At 66.3% G+C, this 16823-nt stretch carries 9 protein-coding genes, 1 tRNA gene and 2 rRNA genes (1 of these 12 running past the window's edge); all 12 read left to right on the top strand.

Features of this window, described 5'->3' with window-relative positions:
* Nucleotides 1-1046: ribosomal RNA gene (locus tag BMZ02_RS12185) — 23S ribosomal RNA — on the top strand (it extends 1842 nt beyond the left edge of the window).
* Between the two features lie 115 nt (nt 1047-1161).
* Nucleotides 1162-1278 (top strand): 5S ribosomal RNA (gene rrf, locus BMZ02_RS12190).
* A 127-nt stretch (nt 1279-1405) separates the two neighbouring features.
* A complete protein-coding gene (locus BMZ02_RS12195) occupies nt 1406-2758 on the top strand; it encodes a M18 family aminopeptidase (protein ID WP_245754030.1) in 1353 nt (450 codons plus the stop codon).
* The gene (birA, locus tag BMZ02_RS12200) at nt 2755-3723 is read left to right on the top strand and encodes a bifunctional biotin--[acetyl-CoA-carboxylase] ligase/biotin operon repressor BirA (protein WP_091644216.1); all 969 of its coding nucleotides are present in this window, start codon (nt 2755-2757) and stop codon (nt 3721-3723) included. Before BMZ02_RS12195 ends, birA begins: the two co-directional genes overlap by 4 nt.
* Nucleotides 3720-4466: a type III pantothenate kinase gene (locus BMZ02_RS12205; protein WP_091644221.1), complete on the top strand. Its 747-nt coding sequence runs from the start codon at nt 3720-3722 to the stop codon at nt 4464-4466. The genes birA and BMZ02_RS12205 overlap by 4 nt, the downstream gene beginning before the upstream one ends.
* Nucleotides 4463-5101 (top strand): SPOR domain-containing protein, encoded by a 639-nt coding sequence (locus tag BMZ02_RS12210; RefSeq protein WP_091644224.1) that lies wholly within the window; start codon nt 4463-4465, stop codon nt 5099-5101. Before BMZ02_RS12205 ends, BMZ02_RS12210 begins: the two co-directional genes overlap by 4 nt.
* Before the next feature lie 21 nt (nt 5102-5122).
* Nucleotides 5123-5198 (top strand) — tRNA-Thr (locus tag BMZ02_RS12215).
* A gap of 243 nt (nt 5199-5441) precedes the next feature.
* Nucleotides 5442-6488, top strand: a complete 1047-nt coding sequence (locus BMZ02_RS12220) for a GlxA family transcriptional regulator (RefSeq protein ID WP_091644598.1) — start codon at nt 5442-5444, stop codon at nt 6486-6488.
* 167 nt (nt 6489-6655) lie between these two features.
* Nucleotides 6656-7864, top strand: a complete 1209-nt coding sequence (locus BMZ02_RS12225; protein WP_091644226.1) for a M24 family metallopeptidase — start codon at nt 6656-6658, stop codon at nt 7862-7864.
* 384 nt (nt 7865-8248) lie between these two features.
* A complete protein-coding gene (locus BMZ02_RS12230; RefSeq protein WP_091644229.1) occupies nt 8249-10663 on the top strand; it encodes a TonB-dependent receptor plug domain-containing protein in 2415 nt (804 codons plus the stop codon).
* A 69-nt stretch (nt 10664-10732) separates the two neighbouring features.
* On the top strand, nt 10733-14026 hold the full coding sequence (locus BMZ02_RS12235) for a carboxypeptidase-like regulatory domain-containing protein (protein WP_091644232.1): 3294 nt from the start codon (nt 10733-10735) through the stop codon (nt 14024-14026).
* A gap of 14 nt (nt 14027-14040) precedes the next feature.
* Nucleotides 14041-16809, top strand: coding sequence for a S9 family peptidase (locus BMZ02_RS12240; RefSeq protein ID WP_091644234.1), 2769 nt, complete (start codon nt 14041-14043; stop codon nt 16807-16809).
* The last annotated feature ends 14 nt before the right edge of the window (nt 16810-16823 follow it).

A 16823-nucleotide genomic window follows, 5' to 3' on the forward strand; every position in this document is an offset into this window, starting at 1 on the left:
GGGTTAGCCCTCGGGCGAAGCTCTTGATCGAAGCCCCGGTAAACGGCGGCCGTAACTATAACGGTCCTAAGGTAGCGAAATTCCTTGTCGGGTAAGTTCCGACCTGCACGAATGGCGTAACGATGGCCCCGCTGTCTCCACCCGAGACTCAGTGAAATTGAAATCGCTGTGAAGATGCAGTGTACCCGCGGCAAGACGGAAAGACCCCGTGAACCTTTACTACAGCTTCACACTGAACTTTGAGCCTGCTTGTGCAGGATAGGTGGGAGGCTTCGAAACCGGGACGCTAGTCCTGGTGGAGCCATCCTTGAGATACCACCCTGGCATGTTCGAGGTTCTAACCTAGGTCCGTTATCCGGATCAGGGACAGTGTGTGGTGGGTAGTTTGACTGGGGCGGTCTCCTCCCAAAGAGTAACGGAGGAGTGCGAAGGTACCCTCAGCACGGTCGGAAATCGTGCTATGAGTGTAAAAGCAGAAGGGTGCTTGACTGCGAGACTGACAAGTCGAGCAGGTGCGAAAGCAGGCTTTAGTGATCCGGTGGTTCTGTATGGAAGGGCCATCGCTCAACGGATAAAAGGTACTCCGGGGATAACAGGCTGATTCCTCCCAAGAGTCCACATCGACGGAGGAGTTTGGCACCTCGATGTCGGCTCATCACATCCTGGGGCTGTAGCAGGTCCCAAGGGTATGGCTGTTCGCCATTTAAAGTGGTACGCGAGCTGGGTTTAGAACGTCGTGAGACAGTTCGGTCCCTATCTGCCGTGGGCGTCGGAGATTTGAAGGAAGCTGCTCCTAGTACGAGAGGACCGGAGTGGACGCACCTCTGGTGTTCCGGTTGTCACGCCAGTGGCATTGCCGGGTAGCTAAGTGCGGACGGGATAACCGCTGAAAGCATCTAAGCGGGAAGCCCCTCCTGAGATGAGATCTCCCTGGGTCCTTGAGACCCCTGTAGGGCCGTTGAAGACTACAACGTTGATAGGCTGGGTGTGGAAGCGCAGTAATGTGTGAAGCTAACCAGTACTAATTGCCCGTGAGGCTTGGCCATATAACACCCAAGAAGTTTGGTGTGGCCTGCGCTCTCCAATGCGACGTGCGCGATACAGCAACTTTCCGAATTCACGGCCGGCGCCGAAAGGCGTTGGCAATCGTGAGCCAGTTTGCCTGGCGACAATAGCAAGTGGGAACCACCCGAATCCATTCCGAACTCGGAAGTGAAACCACTTAGCGCCGATGATAGTGCCGCCTCGCTGTGGTGCGAAAGTAGGTCATCGCCAGGCTCCTAAACGCTAAAACCCCGCAGCAATGCTGCGGGGTTTTTTTTTGTTTTGTTATTCTGGACGGCGTCCTGGCGCGCAGCCCTGCCGTCAGGAACCGGCTTCCCTGCTTGGTATCACAGGACAGAACGTGGACAACGACAACGCAAGGGCGCGCGCCAGCGCGCGTGATCTGCTGGAGTTCATCGACCGGAGCCCCTCTCCCTGGCACGCCGTGGCAGAGATGCGCGTGCGCCTGGAGCAGGCCGGATTCCAGAGGCTCCATGAGGAGACAAAGTGGTCACTGACCGCGGGCGGCGCCTATTACGTGATCCGGGACGATTCCACGATCGCCGCCTTTCGGCTTGGTGCCGGATCGCTGGCGGACGAGGGCTACCGGATCATCGGCGCGCACACCGACTCGCCCGGATTCCGGGTCAAGCCTGCGGGCGGTCAGCCGCGGGGAGGGCATGCCAGCGTGGATGTCGAGATATACGGCGGGCCCATTCTGGCCACCTTTGCAGACCGGGATCTGGCTCTGGCAGGGCGCGTGATGCTTCGTGATCCGAACACGGGCGACGTGGTACGCCGCCTGTACCACTCGGACAAAGCCGTGCTGCGACTGCCCAACGCAGCCATCCACCTGAATCGCCAGGTCAACCAGGAGGGGCTGCGGTTCCAACAGCACGACGAGCTGTCACTGGTGGCCGGCATGCTTCATGACGGACTCCCGCCGGAGGACGCGTTCAGGGCGCACCTGGCATCCCGCCTGAGCTGTGAGCCGGATGACGTGCTTGCCTGGGAGCTCGCAGTGGCGGATACGCAGCCGGGCGGGTTCTGCGGGCTTGACGATGAATTCATCGCCACCAGCCAGCTGGACAATCTCGCCTCCTGCCACGCCGGGCTCGACGCGTTGCTCGCGTCGGACGGCGACGCCTTCTCCGGTGTGTCCATGCTGGTGTGTTTCGATCACGAGGAGGTCGGGAGCCAGAGTTTCAAGGGCGCCCAGGGCTCGTTTCTTCCGGACCTGGTATCCAGGATCAACGCAGCGTCCGGGGTCGACCCGGACGACCGCCACCGCGCGGCGGCGGCAAGCATGCTGCTGAGCGCCGACATGGCCCACGGCTACCACCCGAACTTCGGGCGGCTGTACGATCAGGCCAATCAGGCGAAGCTCAACGGCGGCCCCGTGATCAAGATCAACGCGCAGCAGCGCTACGCAACCGATTCCGCAGCTGAAGCGGTGTTCATGGCGCTGTGCGAAGAAGCTGGCGTACCCTGCCAGAAATACGTCCACCGCAATGACATCCCCTGCGGGAGCACCATCGGGCCAATGACCGCCTCGGCGCTGGGCGTGCGAACGGTTGATGTGGGTAATGCCATGTGGTCCATGCACAGCCTCCGCGAGACCGCCGGTGCCAGTGACCAGGTTGCGATGATTGACGTCATGACCCACTTCTTCGGGCGTGAGCGCCTGCCGTGGAGAACGGATAGAGCGACATGACACGGGTTGAGCGTCTACTGAGCCTCCTGGCAGACGGTGCCCCGCACTCCGGGGAGGCACTTGGTGAAGCCCTGGGGGTCACCCGGGCGGCCGTGTGGAAACTCGTGCGACAGCTCCAGGACACCGGTGTGCCCGTGGAATCCGTGCCGGGCAAGGGCTACCGCCTGCAGGAGCCGGTGGAGCTGCTCGACAGCGGCGCGATCCGTGCCGCCATGGGGCGGCCTACCGCGGCGATGCTGCGTGACGTGTCGGTGGAACGGGTGGTGGATTCCACCAACCGCAGACTCTTCGAGAGCAGTCGTCGGGACGCCCTGCCCCAGGCACTTCTGGCGGAAGCGCAGAGTGCCGGACGGGGGCGGAGGGGGCGTGACTGGCATTCCCCGTTCGGGCGTAACCTCTACCTCAGCGTGGCCTGGCCGTTCGACGCCGTTCCCGGCGGGCTTGGTGGCCTGAGCCTTGCGGTGGGTATCGCCGTTGCCGACGTGCTTTCCACCCACCGCACTCCCGGGCTGGGGCTGAAGTGGCCCAACGACCTGCTGGTTGACGATCGCAAGCTGGGCGGGATTCTGGTGGAGTTGCAGGGAGAGCCTGCCGGCCCGTGCACCGCGGTGGTGGGCCTGGGGCTGAACCTGTTCATGGACGACGCCCCCGCCGTCGAGCAGCCCTGGACGGCGCTGGCGGAACACGTCATCAGCTGGCCCGGGCGGAATGTCCTTGCAGGTCAGGTGCTCGACGGTATCGTCGACGCCCTGTCCCGGTTCGGCCATGAGGGGTTTCCTGGTTTCGTCGATCACTGGCCGCGGCACGATCTCTTGGCGGGCAAACGCGTCCGCCTGTTTGCCGGCAACCGGACGGTGGACGGGATTGCCGCAGGGGTGGACCAGACCGGCTGCCTGCTCCTGGAGCGGGACGGCCGCCTTGAGCCGTGGAGCGCCGGGGAGGTGTCCCTGCGACCGGTCCAATGAAGCTGCTCTTCGATCTCGGCAATTCCCGTTGCAAGTGGTGCCTGTGGCAGAACGGGGAGGCCCACGCCCACGGCGCAGCCGCCTATACTGCGGATGGTGGGCTTCCGGAGGCGCTGTTCGCCGCGCTCGAGCGGCGCAGCGAACCGGTGGACACCGTCGTGGTGTGCACGGTATCCGCGCCCCGCGTGGTGGATGACCTGGAGGCGTGGGCGCGCCGGTGCCACGGACTTCCGATCCGGCGGTTCACGTCCCGAGCCTCCCACGGCGGCATCGTCAACGCCTACCCGGATCCCTCGAGCCTGGGCGCAGACCGCTGGGCTGCCATCATCGGCGCCCGCAGCCGGTACTCAGGGGCCCTTTGCATCGTCGATTGTGGTACCGCAGTGACCGTGGATGTCCTCGGGCACGACGACCGTCACGCGGGCGGCCTCATCTTCCCCGGTCTTGGTCTGGCCCGTCGTGCGCTGTCGTCCGGGGCCCACCAGCTGGGCGAAGCCGGGCAGGGGGAGTTGCCACTGCTGGCCACCGACACGCCTACCGCGATCCGCGCCGGCACGTTCCATGCCCTGGCCCATGGCATTCAGGGGGTGAAGCGCCAAATGGAGCAGGGGGGCGTTACGCCGCTCACGGGCGTCATCACCGGTGGCGATGCCGATGTGCTCGCCGGCGTGCTGGAGGACGACTGGCGTGTCGACCACCAGCTGGTATTTGCCGGCATGGCGAGGGAGGAGGGTGCCGCGTGAAAGCGTTCTTCATCCTCATGCTGCTGCTCAACGCCGGCGTGTTCGCATTGTTCACGATCAACGCCCGCGACGACGCGCCACCCTATCCCTCGCAACCTGCAGACGGATCGCTGCGTCTGCTCAGCGAGGTTCCCGCAGACGAACCCCCGGAGCCCGAACCCGACGATGAGGCCCCCGACGTGACCGCCGACGACAACGGCCTGGAGTGCTTCAGCGTGGCCGGCCTGGACCGCACGGACGCCGAAGCCCTCGCCGCAACGGTGCGCACCGCCGGTGACGTTGCCCGCGTGCTGGAAGTCGAGGACCGGGACTTTGTCGGTTACTGGGTTTACGTGCCGCCCCATGCCACCATGGCGGACGCGCAGGAAACCATGGCTGAACTGGCTGATCAGGGCATCAGCGATTACGGGTACGTCGGCGGTGATGATGAACACGCCGTCTCCCTGGGCGTGTTCAGCACACGTGACCGCGCCGCGGAGCGGGAAGCGGAGATCCGCGACCTGGGCATCGACACCGAGATCGGCGAACGTTACCGCACCGCAACCGAGTACACCCTGCTCGTGGGTGTCGAGGATGCCGACGCGCTGCCCGCTGCGGATTGGCAGCCCGCCGATTGCCAGGACATCGAGGATTGAACTACCATACCTGCCCGTGACGCTGGCGTAGCTCAGTTGGTAGAGCAACTGATTTGTAATCAGTCGGTCGCAGGTTCGACTCCTGTCGCCAGCTCCATATCCGCTCGGGTCTGTACCGGACACATGGGTTACCGATCATGGCGAGCACATCGGTAACACCCTTGACCCCAAGGGGGTCTCGACTCCCCACCGCGCCGTCTCCCGGCCTCGATCCGCTGCTCTAGCCGCGCAGGCCCCGTGAGATGGAGCCTTGGGCGGCTGCTCCGGATACGGGGCGGTGACTCCTGGTCGCGGCCGTGTCAGCCTGTCGTCCCAACTGCCGCTGCTTGTGCGCGTGATCATGACCGGGAAGACAATCGATGCCAACGGAGGCCCGCTCAACGCGGGCTTCACGAGCCCACGCCGCGGACCCCGCGAGTACCGGTTCGGTTTTCTGCTGGTCCCGAACTTCTCCTGTATCGGGTTCGCCTCGGCGATCGAGCCCCTGCGGCTGGCCAATCTGGCATCGGGGGAACGGCGCTTTACCGCAGGCGTGATTGCCTTGGATGCGGCCCCCGTTCCTGCCAGCAATGGCATGACGGTCATGCCCGACGCCACGATCGCCGCCGTGCCCGGCGAGCTGGATGCGCTGTTCGTCGTGGGGCCCAATCCCATTCATTTCCCCGGCGAGAGGGACCTGTGTGCCATGCTCAGACGGTTCGCCCATGACGGCGTGGCCCTTGGCGGCATCTGCACGGGGAGCTACCTGATGGCCCGGGCCGGGCTCCTGGACGGGTATCACTGCACCATTCACTGGCAGGACTCGGGCGAGCTGCTGCAGGCATTCCCCGATCTCATCGTATCGACCCATCTGTTCGAGATCGACGGCCGGCGCTACACCAGCAGTGGCGGCACGGCGTCCATGGACATGATGCTGCGCCTGATTGCCGGGCTGCCGCAGGGGGCGGAGCTTGCCGCTGCCGCTGCGGAGCTGCTGGTTCATGACCGGGTGCGTGAATCCGGTGAGCGTCAGCGTATGCCGCTGCGTCTGCGTCTTGGCAGTGATCAGCCCCAGTTGGTGGATGCGGCCATGATCATGGAGGCCAACCTCGAAGACCCGATCAGCCTGTCGGAGCTGGCAGGCCACGTCGGGATCTCCGAGCGCCAGCTGGAGCGCATGTTCCGGGCGGCGCTGGACTGTACGCCGAGTCAGTACTACATGGAGCTCCGTCTCCAGTACGCCCGGCAGTTGTTGCGCAGCTCGTCCCTGTCGGTGAGCGAGGTTGCCCGGGACTGTGGCTTCATCTCCGGATCCCATTTCGCGCGCCGGTACCAGCGGTGTTTCGGTCTGTCCCCGAGCGGGGAGCGGCGCCGCAGCGGCCTTTCCCCGCGCACGGGCACCGGCTGACGGGCGCAAGCCGGAGGCCCGCGTTCCGTCCCTGCGCTGCATGTCGGAATCGTACTCCCCGACGTCGGAATCGAGAGCGACTCGGTCTCCGCTAGCCCCGATCGTAGTGGTCATGCCCGTGAGTAACGCCCGCGGGCTCGGTGAACCACGACGAGGAGGGGAGATTCATGGAGCTGCCGCAAATCCTGCAGATCCCGAACGGGGAGAAGGTCAGGGGCACGTTCTCCAGCGAGGAGATGCAGTCCCGGCTGGACCGCCTGCGCAAGGTGATGGCCGAACACGACATCGATGTCGCGCTGTTCACGTCCCATCACAACATCAACTACTACAGCGATTTCCTGTACTGCTGTTTCGGCCGCCTGTACGGGCTGGTGGTGACACACGACAACTCCACCTCCATCTCCGCGAGTATCGACGGTGGCCAGCCCTGGCGCCGGACCTACGGCGACAACATCGTCTACACGGACTGGCACCGGGATAACGACTACGTCGCCGTGAAAAGCCTGGTCCCCGATGGCGTGCGGGTGGGGATCGAGTTCGACCACATCAACTACGAGACTCTCCGCAAACTCCAGGGCGCGCTGCCAACCGCGGAGCTGGTGGACATCGGCAAGCCGGCCATGCGCCAGCGCATGATCAAGTCCGCGGAGGAGATCGCCCAGATCAGGGAGAGCGCACGGATTGCCGACGTTGGTGGCGAGGCGTGCGTCGAGGCCATCGGTGTCGGTGTCCCGGAATACGAGGTCGCACTACACTCCACGCGGGCCATGGTGCGGGAGATCGCGAAGACGTTTCCTCATGCGGAGCTCATGGATACCTGGACCTGGTTCCAGTCCGGTATCAACACCGATGGCGCCCACAACCCCGTGACCAGCCGCAGGATCGAGCGCGGGGACATCCTCAGCCTGAACTGCTTCCCCATGCCCGCCGGCTACTACACGGCCCTGGAGCGTACCCTGTTCGCCGAGGAGTGCTCCGATGTCCACCGGCGCCTGTGGGAGATCAACTGCCAGGTGCACGATGCCGGCAAGGCTCTGATCCGGCCGGGCATGCGCTGCTGCGACATCGCCAACGCGCTCAACACCATTTACCGGGAGCACCACCTGCTCAAGTACCGCGCGTTCGGCTACGGTCACTCCTTCGGCGTGCTCAGCCACTACTATGGTCGCGAGGCCGGGCTGGAGCTGCGCGAAGACATCGAGACGGTGCTGGAGCCCGGCATGGTGGTCTCCATGGAGCCCATGATCATGATCCCGGAAGGCCAGCCGGGTGCCGGCGGCTACCGGGAACACGACATCCTGGTGGTTACGGAGGACGGTGCCGAGAACATCACCGGCTTCCCGTACGGCCCCGAGCACAACATCATCCGTAACTGAACATCCTGCAGCGGCATGGAACCAGCCCTGGGAGGGCAGGGCTGGTGTGTCCGAGGGCGCCAGCCCGAGTCGCCGGCTACCGGCCGCAGGCCGGTCATATCCGGCGGCAATGGATCGACATGTCGCAACAGCCAGACAGCGCGCTGTACATCCCGGAGCCCGGACCTTATACTGATCGGAATACGAATCAGTATCATTTGTAATTGCGTCGGTGTGCGCACTCGGCTGGAAGGCGGCCGCGTGGCTCTGCCGCTTCAGCAATGAGCGGCCGCAGGCGGCGTGCCCCTGGCCAGTTGTTCGGAGAGGTATGTGGAGGCCGGAATCAGCAGGAGCGCTGCCGGATGTGTCACGCTGGTTTGTGCCGGATTGCTCTGGGTTCCCGCGATGAGTCACGCGGGCGGTGACGAGACGCAGATGCTGGCGCCCCTGTTGGTTCAGCCCCTGCGCGACACGCCGGTCAGTGGCGTGGAATCCGGTGAAGGGCGGTTCCGCTTCGACCGTGACGCCATCGACCGGTATGGCGGCGCGGACGGAAGCCTGGATGGTGTGTTCCGGCAGATCCCGGGGGTGCAGTTCGGTGAAAGCGCCCTGGAGCCGGAGTCCGCCTCGGATCTGCGCCCCGAATCCATCTCGATCTCCGGTGGGCGCTTCTACGAGAACCGCTTGCTGCTGGACGGCCTCAACGTCGGCAGCCGCCTCGACCCCGCGGCGAGTTCGGCGACCGGGGTGGACGCCCTGCCGGGCCACGAGCAGGGCTGGTTCGTCGACTCGGATCTGATCGGCGAGGTTCGCGTGTTCGATAGCAACGCCCCCGCCGAGTACGGGCGTTTCACCGGCGGCGTGGTTGACCTGGATACCCGCCGCGCCGGCGTGGAGCCGGAAGGCAGCCTGTTCTACAGCACCACGCGCAGTGACTGGGTCCGTTACCACACGGTCTCCGGGGCCTGGGATCCGGACGGCGATACCCCACCACCCGCACCCCGGGAGCAGCCGGACTTCCGGCGTGAGCGCGCCGCCTTCAACTACAGCGCCCCCGTCGGTGAGACCTCCGGGGTTGTCGCCGGAGCCAGCATCGCGCGGTCCAGGACGCCGCAGGTCACTCTGGGCGAAAGCCGGTCCGAGCGCCAGGAGAACATCAATCTGCTGGGCAAGTTCAGTACAGCGGTGGGAGAGCGTGGCTACCTGGACCTCTCCGCAACGTACGCCCCGTTCCGCAACGAGACCTTTCTCACGGATGTACGGGACAGCGACTTCACCACCACGGGGGGTGGATACGGTGTCAATGCGTCGCTGGATTACGCCGGCGCCGGCCTGGACCAGGAATGGAAACTCGGCGCCACGTACAGCGAGAACAGCCGGTCGGCACCGAACGGGTATTTCAACTCGCGCAACACCGCCAGCCGGAGCTGGGGGCGCGAGGCCGATGTCGGCAATAGCCGCGAAGGGGGCTACGGCGATCTCGAAAGCCACCAGGCGGCGATGACCGCGGGCTGGCGCGGCACCACGTCCACCTTCCGCCGGGGGCGTCTGGCCTATCGGCACCGCATCGGTGTGGATGCCTCCCACCAGCGTTACCGCTTCAACCGGCCCGACCCGCTGTTGCGCCATACGACCGCGGTTGAAAACACGGATGTGCAGTGCCGGGGGATCACCCGTGACTGCGTGCAGGGCGAGCAGTACTTTGCCGTACGCCAGGTCCACCCGGCCGACGACGTGGAAGTCGGCGTCAACGAGTTTGCCGCGTTCGGAGAGACAACGTTCGACTACCGGCGGCTGAGCCTGACCCTTGGGTTGCGCTACGACCACGACGACTTCCTGGATAATCAGGATATTGCCTATCGCAGCCGCGCCGTCCTGGATGTCTTCGGTACCGGGCGCACAAAGGTCCGGGCCGGCCTCAACCGCTACTACGGCGCCCCACTGCTGACGTATCGGCTGCGGGAGGCGCGACGCCCGTACTTCACTGAACAGCGGGGGACCAGCCGTAACGTCGTGCAGGACTGGAGCCGGGACGTCGGCCAGGGGCGCATCCGCTATCGCTTCGAGGACCTGAGCACGCCGTACAGTGACGAGCGCGTACTGGGAATCGAGCAGGCACTCCTGGGCGGTCGTCTCCGTGCCCAGGTCCTGCAGCGGGACAATCGCGACGAATTCGCCCAGACCACTACCGAGACACAACCGGACGGTTTCCGGTACCGCATCATGAACAACGACGGGCGCTCCCGTCATCGCGAGATCAGCGCGGCGTGGTATGCCGAGTACGGCCGGACCGCTGTCAGCCTGAGTGCGAGCTACTCGGAAACGGAAACCTCCAACGCCAATTACGACGACCCGCTCAACGACACCGGGGGCAGCGAGTTCGTCCTGCTGGACGGCGAGCGCCTGCAGTTCCGGGACCTGGAGATTCTGAGGAGCGACTTCGCCCGCCCCGTTGTTGCCAACCTGCACGTTGCGCGAGAGATCGGTTCCCGGGTCACCGCCGGCGTCAATGTCCGCTACCGGGGGAGCCAGGACGTCATCGCCCGGACCGGGGCCACCGCCCCGGGCGAGACCATCGAACTCGACTCCGGGGAAGTCATCCGCGAAGACCTGGACGTCTACCGCAAGACCCGTCGGCCCGCGACGTTTCTCACCGGTATCAATCTCGACTATCACCAGCCTCTCCAGGGGCGGCACTCCCTGACTCTGGAGGCTGAAATCACCAATCTCTTCAACTCTCGGACACACACCGTCGCCTCCGGCGAGTCGGGGGTGGAGATGGGGCGGTTCTTCTGGGTGGGTGCGCGCTATGGCTTCTGACGGTGCCCGGAGGCGCGCGCGGATCATCCGCGTTTTTCATTCCCTGGTGGACAGGAAGGGGGGCCACGCATGTTCTCTGTAATTCATCGACGACACCTGTTGGTGTCGCTCCTGTGTATCTCGGCCCTGGCGGCGTCCGGCTGCTTCAGCAGCGGTTCGTCGTCCGGCAGTGACGCGCCCGCACAGAGCAACGGGCTGGAAGGCCTGGTGACCGACCCGCCCATTGCCGGGGCCGCCGTGTGGCTGGAGGCTACCGACGGTGAGGTGCTGACCAACATCGCCCGCACCGACGAGCGCGGCCGCTTCGAGCTGGAGGCGCCCGCCAGCCTCGACAGCGGGGCGCGCCTGGTCGCCACCGGCGGTGTGGATACCCGGACCGGGCACAGCTTCCAGGGCGTCATGCTGGGTGCCGGGGTTCGTGACGGCCAGTCGCGGCAGGTGGTCACGCCACTCACCCGGCTGGTCGACGTCCGGGCTCAGTCGGCGGGCGCACAGTCGGCTGCGGCGGAGTACATGGGCCAGCTCCTGGACCTGGATCCGGATGCACTGCTGGGGGATCCGGCCGCGGCGACCGACGTGCAGCGCGCGAGTCTGCTGGTGACAGAACTCGTCATGGCCATGCAGGGCGTCGCAGACCCCTTCGAGCGGCTCGCTGACGCCCTTGAGGGGACCGGCGGCAACTTCGCCAACGCCGCGTCCGCGCTTGGTACCGACAGCTCGCTGCCCGGGTCCGTCCGCGACAGGCTGCTCGCGCTGGAGGGGCGCCTGGCGCATCTGCAGGATCTCCAGGTTGCCGATGCGGACGCCATGATCGGCGCACTCAACCGCGCCAATCTCGAAGCCGGGCTCACGGGGTATCTCGAGCGGCAACTGGGTGTGCCGGTCAATGGAGACCCCCTTGCCGGCAACCTGGAAGAGCTGGCCCATGCCGTCTGGCAGGCATCGGGCCGTCGTGGCATGCCTGCCGATGGGCCCGCCATCGTCAACGTGGCCCGCTATCTCTTCCAGCAGTACGACGACGCCATCTCCTCCGAGGCATTGGCGGACGACGGGTTCTCCGTTCCTCAAGGTCTGCGTGATGATGCGCAGGTGTCGGCCCTTGCGGCAACACAGGTGATCGATCACACCCTGCCTCTTGCCCCGGACGAGACCCTGGGGATGGACAACGCCGCGCGCGCGGCCTACTTCTTCGGTTCCGATCTGTCGCCCTACTACCGGGCTGCAAGGCTGTTTGACGCGGTCTTCGACGACGCCACCACCGACCCCGTGTTCGCCCGCATTGCGCGCGGCCAGGCCGCGGCAGGGCGTGTGGAGGAGGCGTCGCTCACCCTGGAGACGCGGATCTTCCAGCCGGCCGAGCGGGCCGAGGCGCGGCGGCTGGTCGGCGAGGCGCTGTTCCGCAACGGTGACACCGGGGCGGCACTGGAGCAGTGGCGACAGTCCCGGGCCATCTACCAGGGCATTCTCGACCGCAAGGGCGTGACCAACCTGGAAGCCGAGGATGCCCGCTTTCTTGCGCGGCTCAGCGGCAACTTCGGCGAGACCGGCAAGACGGACGAGGCGGAGCGCACCCTGGAGGCCGTGCGCACCTTCATCGACATCGAGGGGGGGCGCAACCAGCCGTACAGCGACGCCTACCGGTCCATTGCCCTGGCCGGCTACGACAACGCCCGGCTTGCCGTTGAGCAGTTCCAGGCGGCGCCCGGTGAAAGCGGGCGCCGGGCGCGGGCCGAATCGGCGATGGCGCTGGCCCAGGAGTTGATCTGGGGCATCGGCACGGAGCCGAACCCGATTTTCGCAAGGATTGAACGCGTCTACAGTACCCGCACGCAGCACGTTGCCCAGTACGGTGAGTTGGCGGCGCGGCTGGGCCTGAACACGGAAGCGCAGCGGAGTGCCACCGAGTTTGAATCCCTGCTGGAGACCTCGGACAACCTGGACGCGGCGGGCCTTTTCCTCACCAACATGGCGGCGGTCTACGATTTTCTGGATCGGGTCGAGGACTATGCTGCACTGGTGGACCGGGGCGATGCCCTGGATGGCCCGGGCGACTGGAGCCGTGCCGCGTCCCCGCGCGCAGAGATCCGCCTCCTGGAGGCGCGCGCCCTGGCCCTTGAAGGCGACGTGGACGCTGCCATCGACGAGGCCCTGGACGCACGGGCCGACCCCGATGGCGCCGCCCGGATCCGCGATCTCACGTTCAACCTCATCAGCCGCGAGTCACTGCAGCCGCAGTCGCCAAGGCTGGCTCTCTCCCTGGTGGACGCGGGGCAGTTGGCGGCCGCCCGCCAGGTGACCGAGGCGGCCGCCGGGATCGCCCTGAGCGACGCGTTCGCCGATGAACAGTTCGACGGCAGTAACGACTGGCAATACGTCTACCTCGGTTGCCGGCGCGTGGCCTTCATGTTCGAGCTGGCGGAAGCTCCGGATCGCGCCGTGGCCCACCTGCGGAGCTGTGCCGACGCCGTCGCCAGTCGCATGGCGTCCGCGCCGGTGGTGACGGCGGATCGGGCCGAGGCCACGCGCCTGTTGGCAGCAGGGCACCTGTTCCTCGGCGACGTCTCCGGCGCCCGGGATCGGGCACAGGAGTTCGCCACCATTGGTGAGGCGTTCACGGGTGTTGAACGGGTCGCGAACCGGGGGCAGCTCGCGCAGTTGCAGAGTGGGGCAGGCGACTACGCGGACGCCCTCCGGAGCCTGGACGCGGCGGCGGACGCCATGACCCAGATCGCAACACCCGGCAGCGATGAGCAGGCGCTGCTGCAGGCGTCACGCTGGTTTACCCGGGGTGGATCGACGACGGCCCGCGGCAGTGCCGCCAATGACGGCCTGGTGATCATTCACGCGCAAGTGGCGGATGCCGTGCGTGAACGGGTGGCGGCCGGTGCCCAGGTCAGTGCCAACGACCTGGAGCGGGTGCAGGCGGCACGTGACAAGGGTGTGGAGCTGGTCGAGGGCGCGAACGGGTCCAGCGGGGCGCTGGCGCTGATCGAGGCGCTTCCCAATCAGGACGATCGTGATCTGGAGATCCGTGAGATCGTCTCCGCGCTCGCGCAGGTGCGCGGGTTCGACGTGGCCAAGCGCCTTGCAGGCGCCGAGGACCGGTCGAGTGAGCGCAACCGGCTGCTTCGCACCGTCGCGGAGTCTCTTACCGAACTGGATGACTATCCCGGCACCGCTATCGCCCGCTTCGATTTCGACGGCGACGGCCAGGCCGACTTCTTCAACCCGCGCAGCAGCGAGAGTGAGCGGCTCACCGCAGGGATCGCGATGGACTCCGATATCGACGGCGATGCCATTCCGGATTCCGACGACCTGACACCCTACTGCCCGGCGTCGCGGGCAACCTGCTGGCAGCCTTGAGGGGGGAGCGTGGCATGTCCGGAGCCAGGCCCTTCGTGCTGGCGTGTGGTGTACTGCTGGCGTGTCATGCGGGCGCGCCGGCAACGCTGGCTGACGATGACGGGGAACCGGAACAGCGTCGCCACCTGCAGGAGCAGGATTTCGGTGCCTGGGAGCGGATGGGCGGCTTCGCCCTCGCCCCGGAGGGCGACTGGTTCATTTACACAACCCGGACCGTGGATGGTGACACCACGACCCGCCTCACGGCGACCGACGGCTCCACGCCCCCGGAAGACCTGGGAGCGGCCCGGACCGCACGCTTCAGTGACAGTGGGCGCTTCCTGATCCATGTGCAGCCCGGTGCATCTTCGGATGAACAACAGGGGGTGGTGGTGCGCAACCTGGACACGCAGGAGGTGACGGACTGGCCCCTGCTGTCGTCCTTTCAGCTCGCGCAGGGCCGGGATGTGCTTGTGGGCACGATCCCGGAAGGACGGCGCGGCGCGGACACCCCGCGAGCCCTCGACGTGCGCCACCTCGGGGCGGACAGGACGCGCCGGTTCGACCACGTGGTGCGCTCGGCGCTCTCTCCCGAAGGGTCGCAGCTGGCGGTTGTGGTGAATGAGCAGGGCGACGGCGAGACGTTGCTGATCGTGGACCTGGACAGCCTGGAATCCCGGACCGTCGCCACGGCGCCCCGGTTTGCGTCCCGCCCGCGCTGGCGTGCGGACGGAGATGCGCTGGCCGTTCTGGAGCAACGGGAGACCGACGACGCCCCGGACCACCAGCGCTTGCTGGTGGTACACGACGTCACCGGCTCCGATCCCCGGCGGCATCGCTTGAGCCCGGCACACCTGGACGATCTCTGCCCGGATACCCGGTGCGGGCCGGTAGCACGCATGGAAGGGCTGGGTCCGCCGAGGTGGATCATGGGGGGCGACCGCATTCTCGTGGGGATCGAAGCCGATCATCCGCACGATGAATCCGGGGGTAACCCCGGGGGTGAATCCCGGAACGTCACCGTCTGGCACTGGAGAGACCACACCCTCGCGCCGCGCCGTGCCTCCGCCGCCCCGGGGAACGGGCGCGGCCGGACCGTCGCCGTATGGGCCCCGGACGACGGGACCATCACGCCACTCCTGCACCTGCAGGGTGAGCAGTCCCTGCAGCGTCTCGACGACCGTACGGCCCTGCTCACCGATCCGACGCCGCACCAGCCCCATCTGCGCGAGCGGTGGCGGGACTTCCGCACGCTGGACCTTGAGACGGGGCGGCTTGAAACCGTGGTCAGTCGCCAGGAGCGTGTGGAGGTCTCACCCGACGGGCGCTACGTCCTCTACTTCCGGGATGGCGACTGGTGGAGCGTCGATCTCGCCGATGGCACCGCGAGCAACCTCACCGAAGCAGTGGCTACGGGCTTCGAGGACGACAGCCACATCAGTGGTCGTGAGCAGCCCGAAGCCTTTGGCAGCGGCCAATGGGGGCAGGACGATGAATGGGTGCTGCTCCACAGCCGGTATGATGTCTACCGGGCGGCATCCGACGGCAGCGGTATCGAGCGGCTGACCGAGGGGGGCGGCCCCGAGGGTCTGCGCTACCGCGACCACAGGATCGACTGGCATGCGGACGCGCCGGGCCCGGACGACCCGCTCTATTTCTCGGTATTCGGACAACGGGACAAGTCACACGGGTACGCGCGCCTGAACACGGATGGCGATCTACGGATGCTGACCCGGCAGCCCAGGACCCTGCGTTTCCTGCACCGGGCGGACGACGCACCCGTGTACACCTTCATGGCGGAGAGCGCCACGGAATCACCGAACTTCCACGCGACGCGGGACGATTTCGAGACGGTTCACCAACTCTCCGATACGAACCCGCAGCAGGATCAGTACCACTGGGCGGGGGATACGCTGCTGCACTACCAGGACCAGAACGGCCGCGACCAGCAGGCCAGGCTCCTCTACCCGGCGGACTACCGCCCCGGGCAGCAGTACCCCATGGTTGTGCTGATCTACGAGAACCGGTCCGACAACCTGCACAGGTACACGGCGCCGAGCCTGGCGGGGCTGTTCAATCAGCGCGTGCTGTCCTCGGCGGGCTTCTTCGTCCTGGAACCGGATATCGGGTACAGCCTGAATGCCCCCGGGCGATCGGCGTCGGCCAGCGTTGTGTCGGCCGTGGAAGCCGCGCTGGAGACAGGCAAGGTGGATGCGGACGCCGTGGCCCTTGCCGGGCACTCCTGGGGGGGATACCAGACCGCGTTCATCATCTCGCAGACCGACGTGTTCGCCGCTGCCGTCGCGGCCGCTCCGGTCACCAATCTAACCAGCCAGTACAGCGCGGTGTACCAGCGCACGGGGCGGTCCAACACCGGGATCTTCGAGGTGGGGCAAGGGCGGTTCGCAGCCCCGTTCTGGGAGCTGCCGGACGCGTACACGGACAACTCCCCCGTGTTCCATGCCCATCGCATCGCGACCCCGCTGCTCATGGTTTTCGGGACCGACGACCAGGCCGTGGATTTCAATCAGGGTGTGGAGCTGTACAACGCCATGCGACGAGCCGGGAGCCCGGTCGTCATGCTCGCCTACGAGGGGGAAGGGCATCGCTTTCAGGACCAGGACAACCGCAAGGACGCGACGCGCCGGAAGCTGGCATGGTTCCGGCACCATTTGACGGGCGACGCCCCCGAGCCGTGGATGATCAGCCCGGACGGAGCGCCGCGGCGCCCCGGCCTGCCGACAGCCGGTATCCGGGGCGACAGTTGTGCGGTGGGTCTCCTGCTACTGTGCGGCGAGGGATGACCTCTGGAGGGCCG

It is taken from the genome of Aquisalimonas asiatica (assembly GCF_900110585.1).
In the GTDB taxonomy this organism is placed as follows: Bacteria; Pseudomonadota; Gammaproteobacteria; order Nitrococcales; family Aquisalimonadaceae; genus Aquisalimonas; species Aquisalimonas asiatica.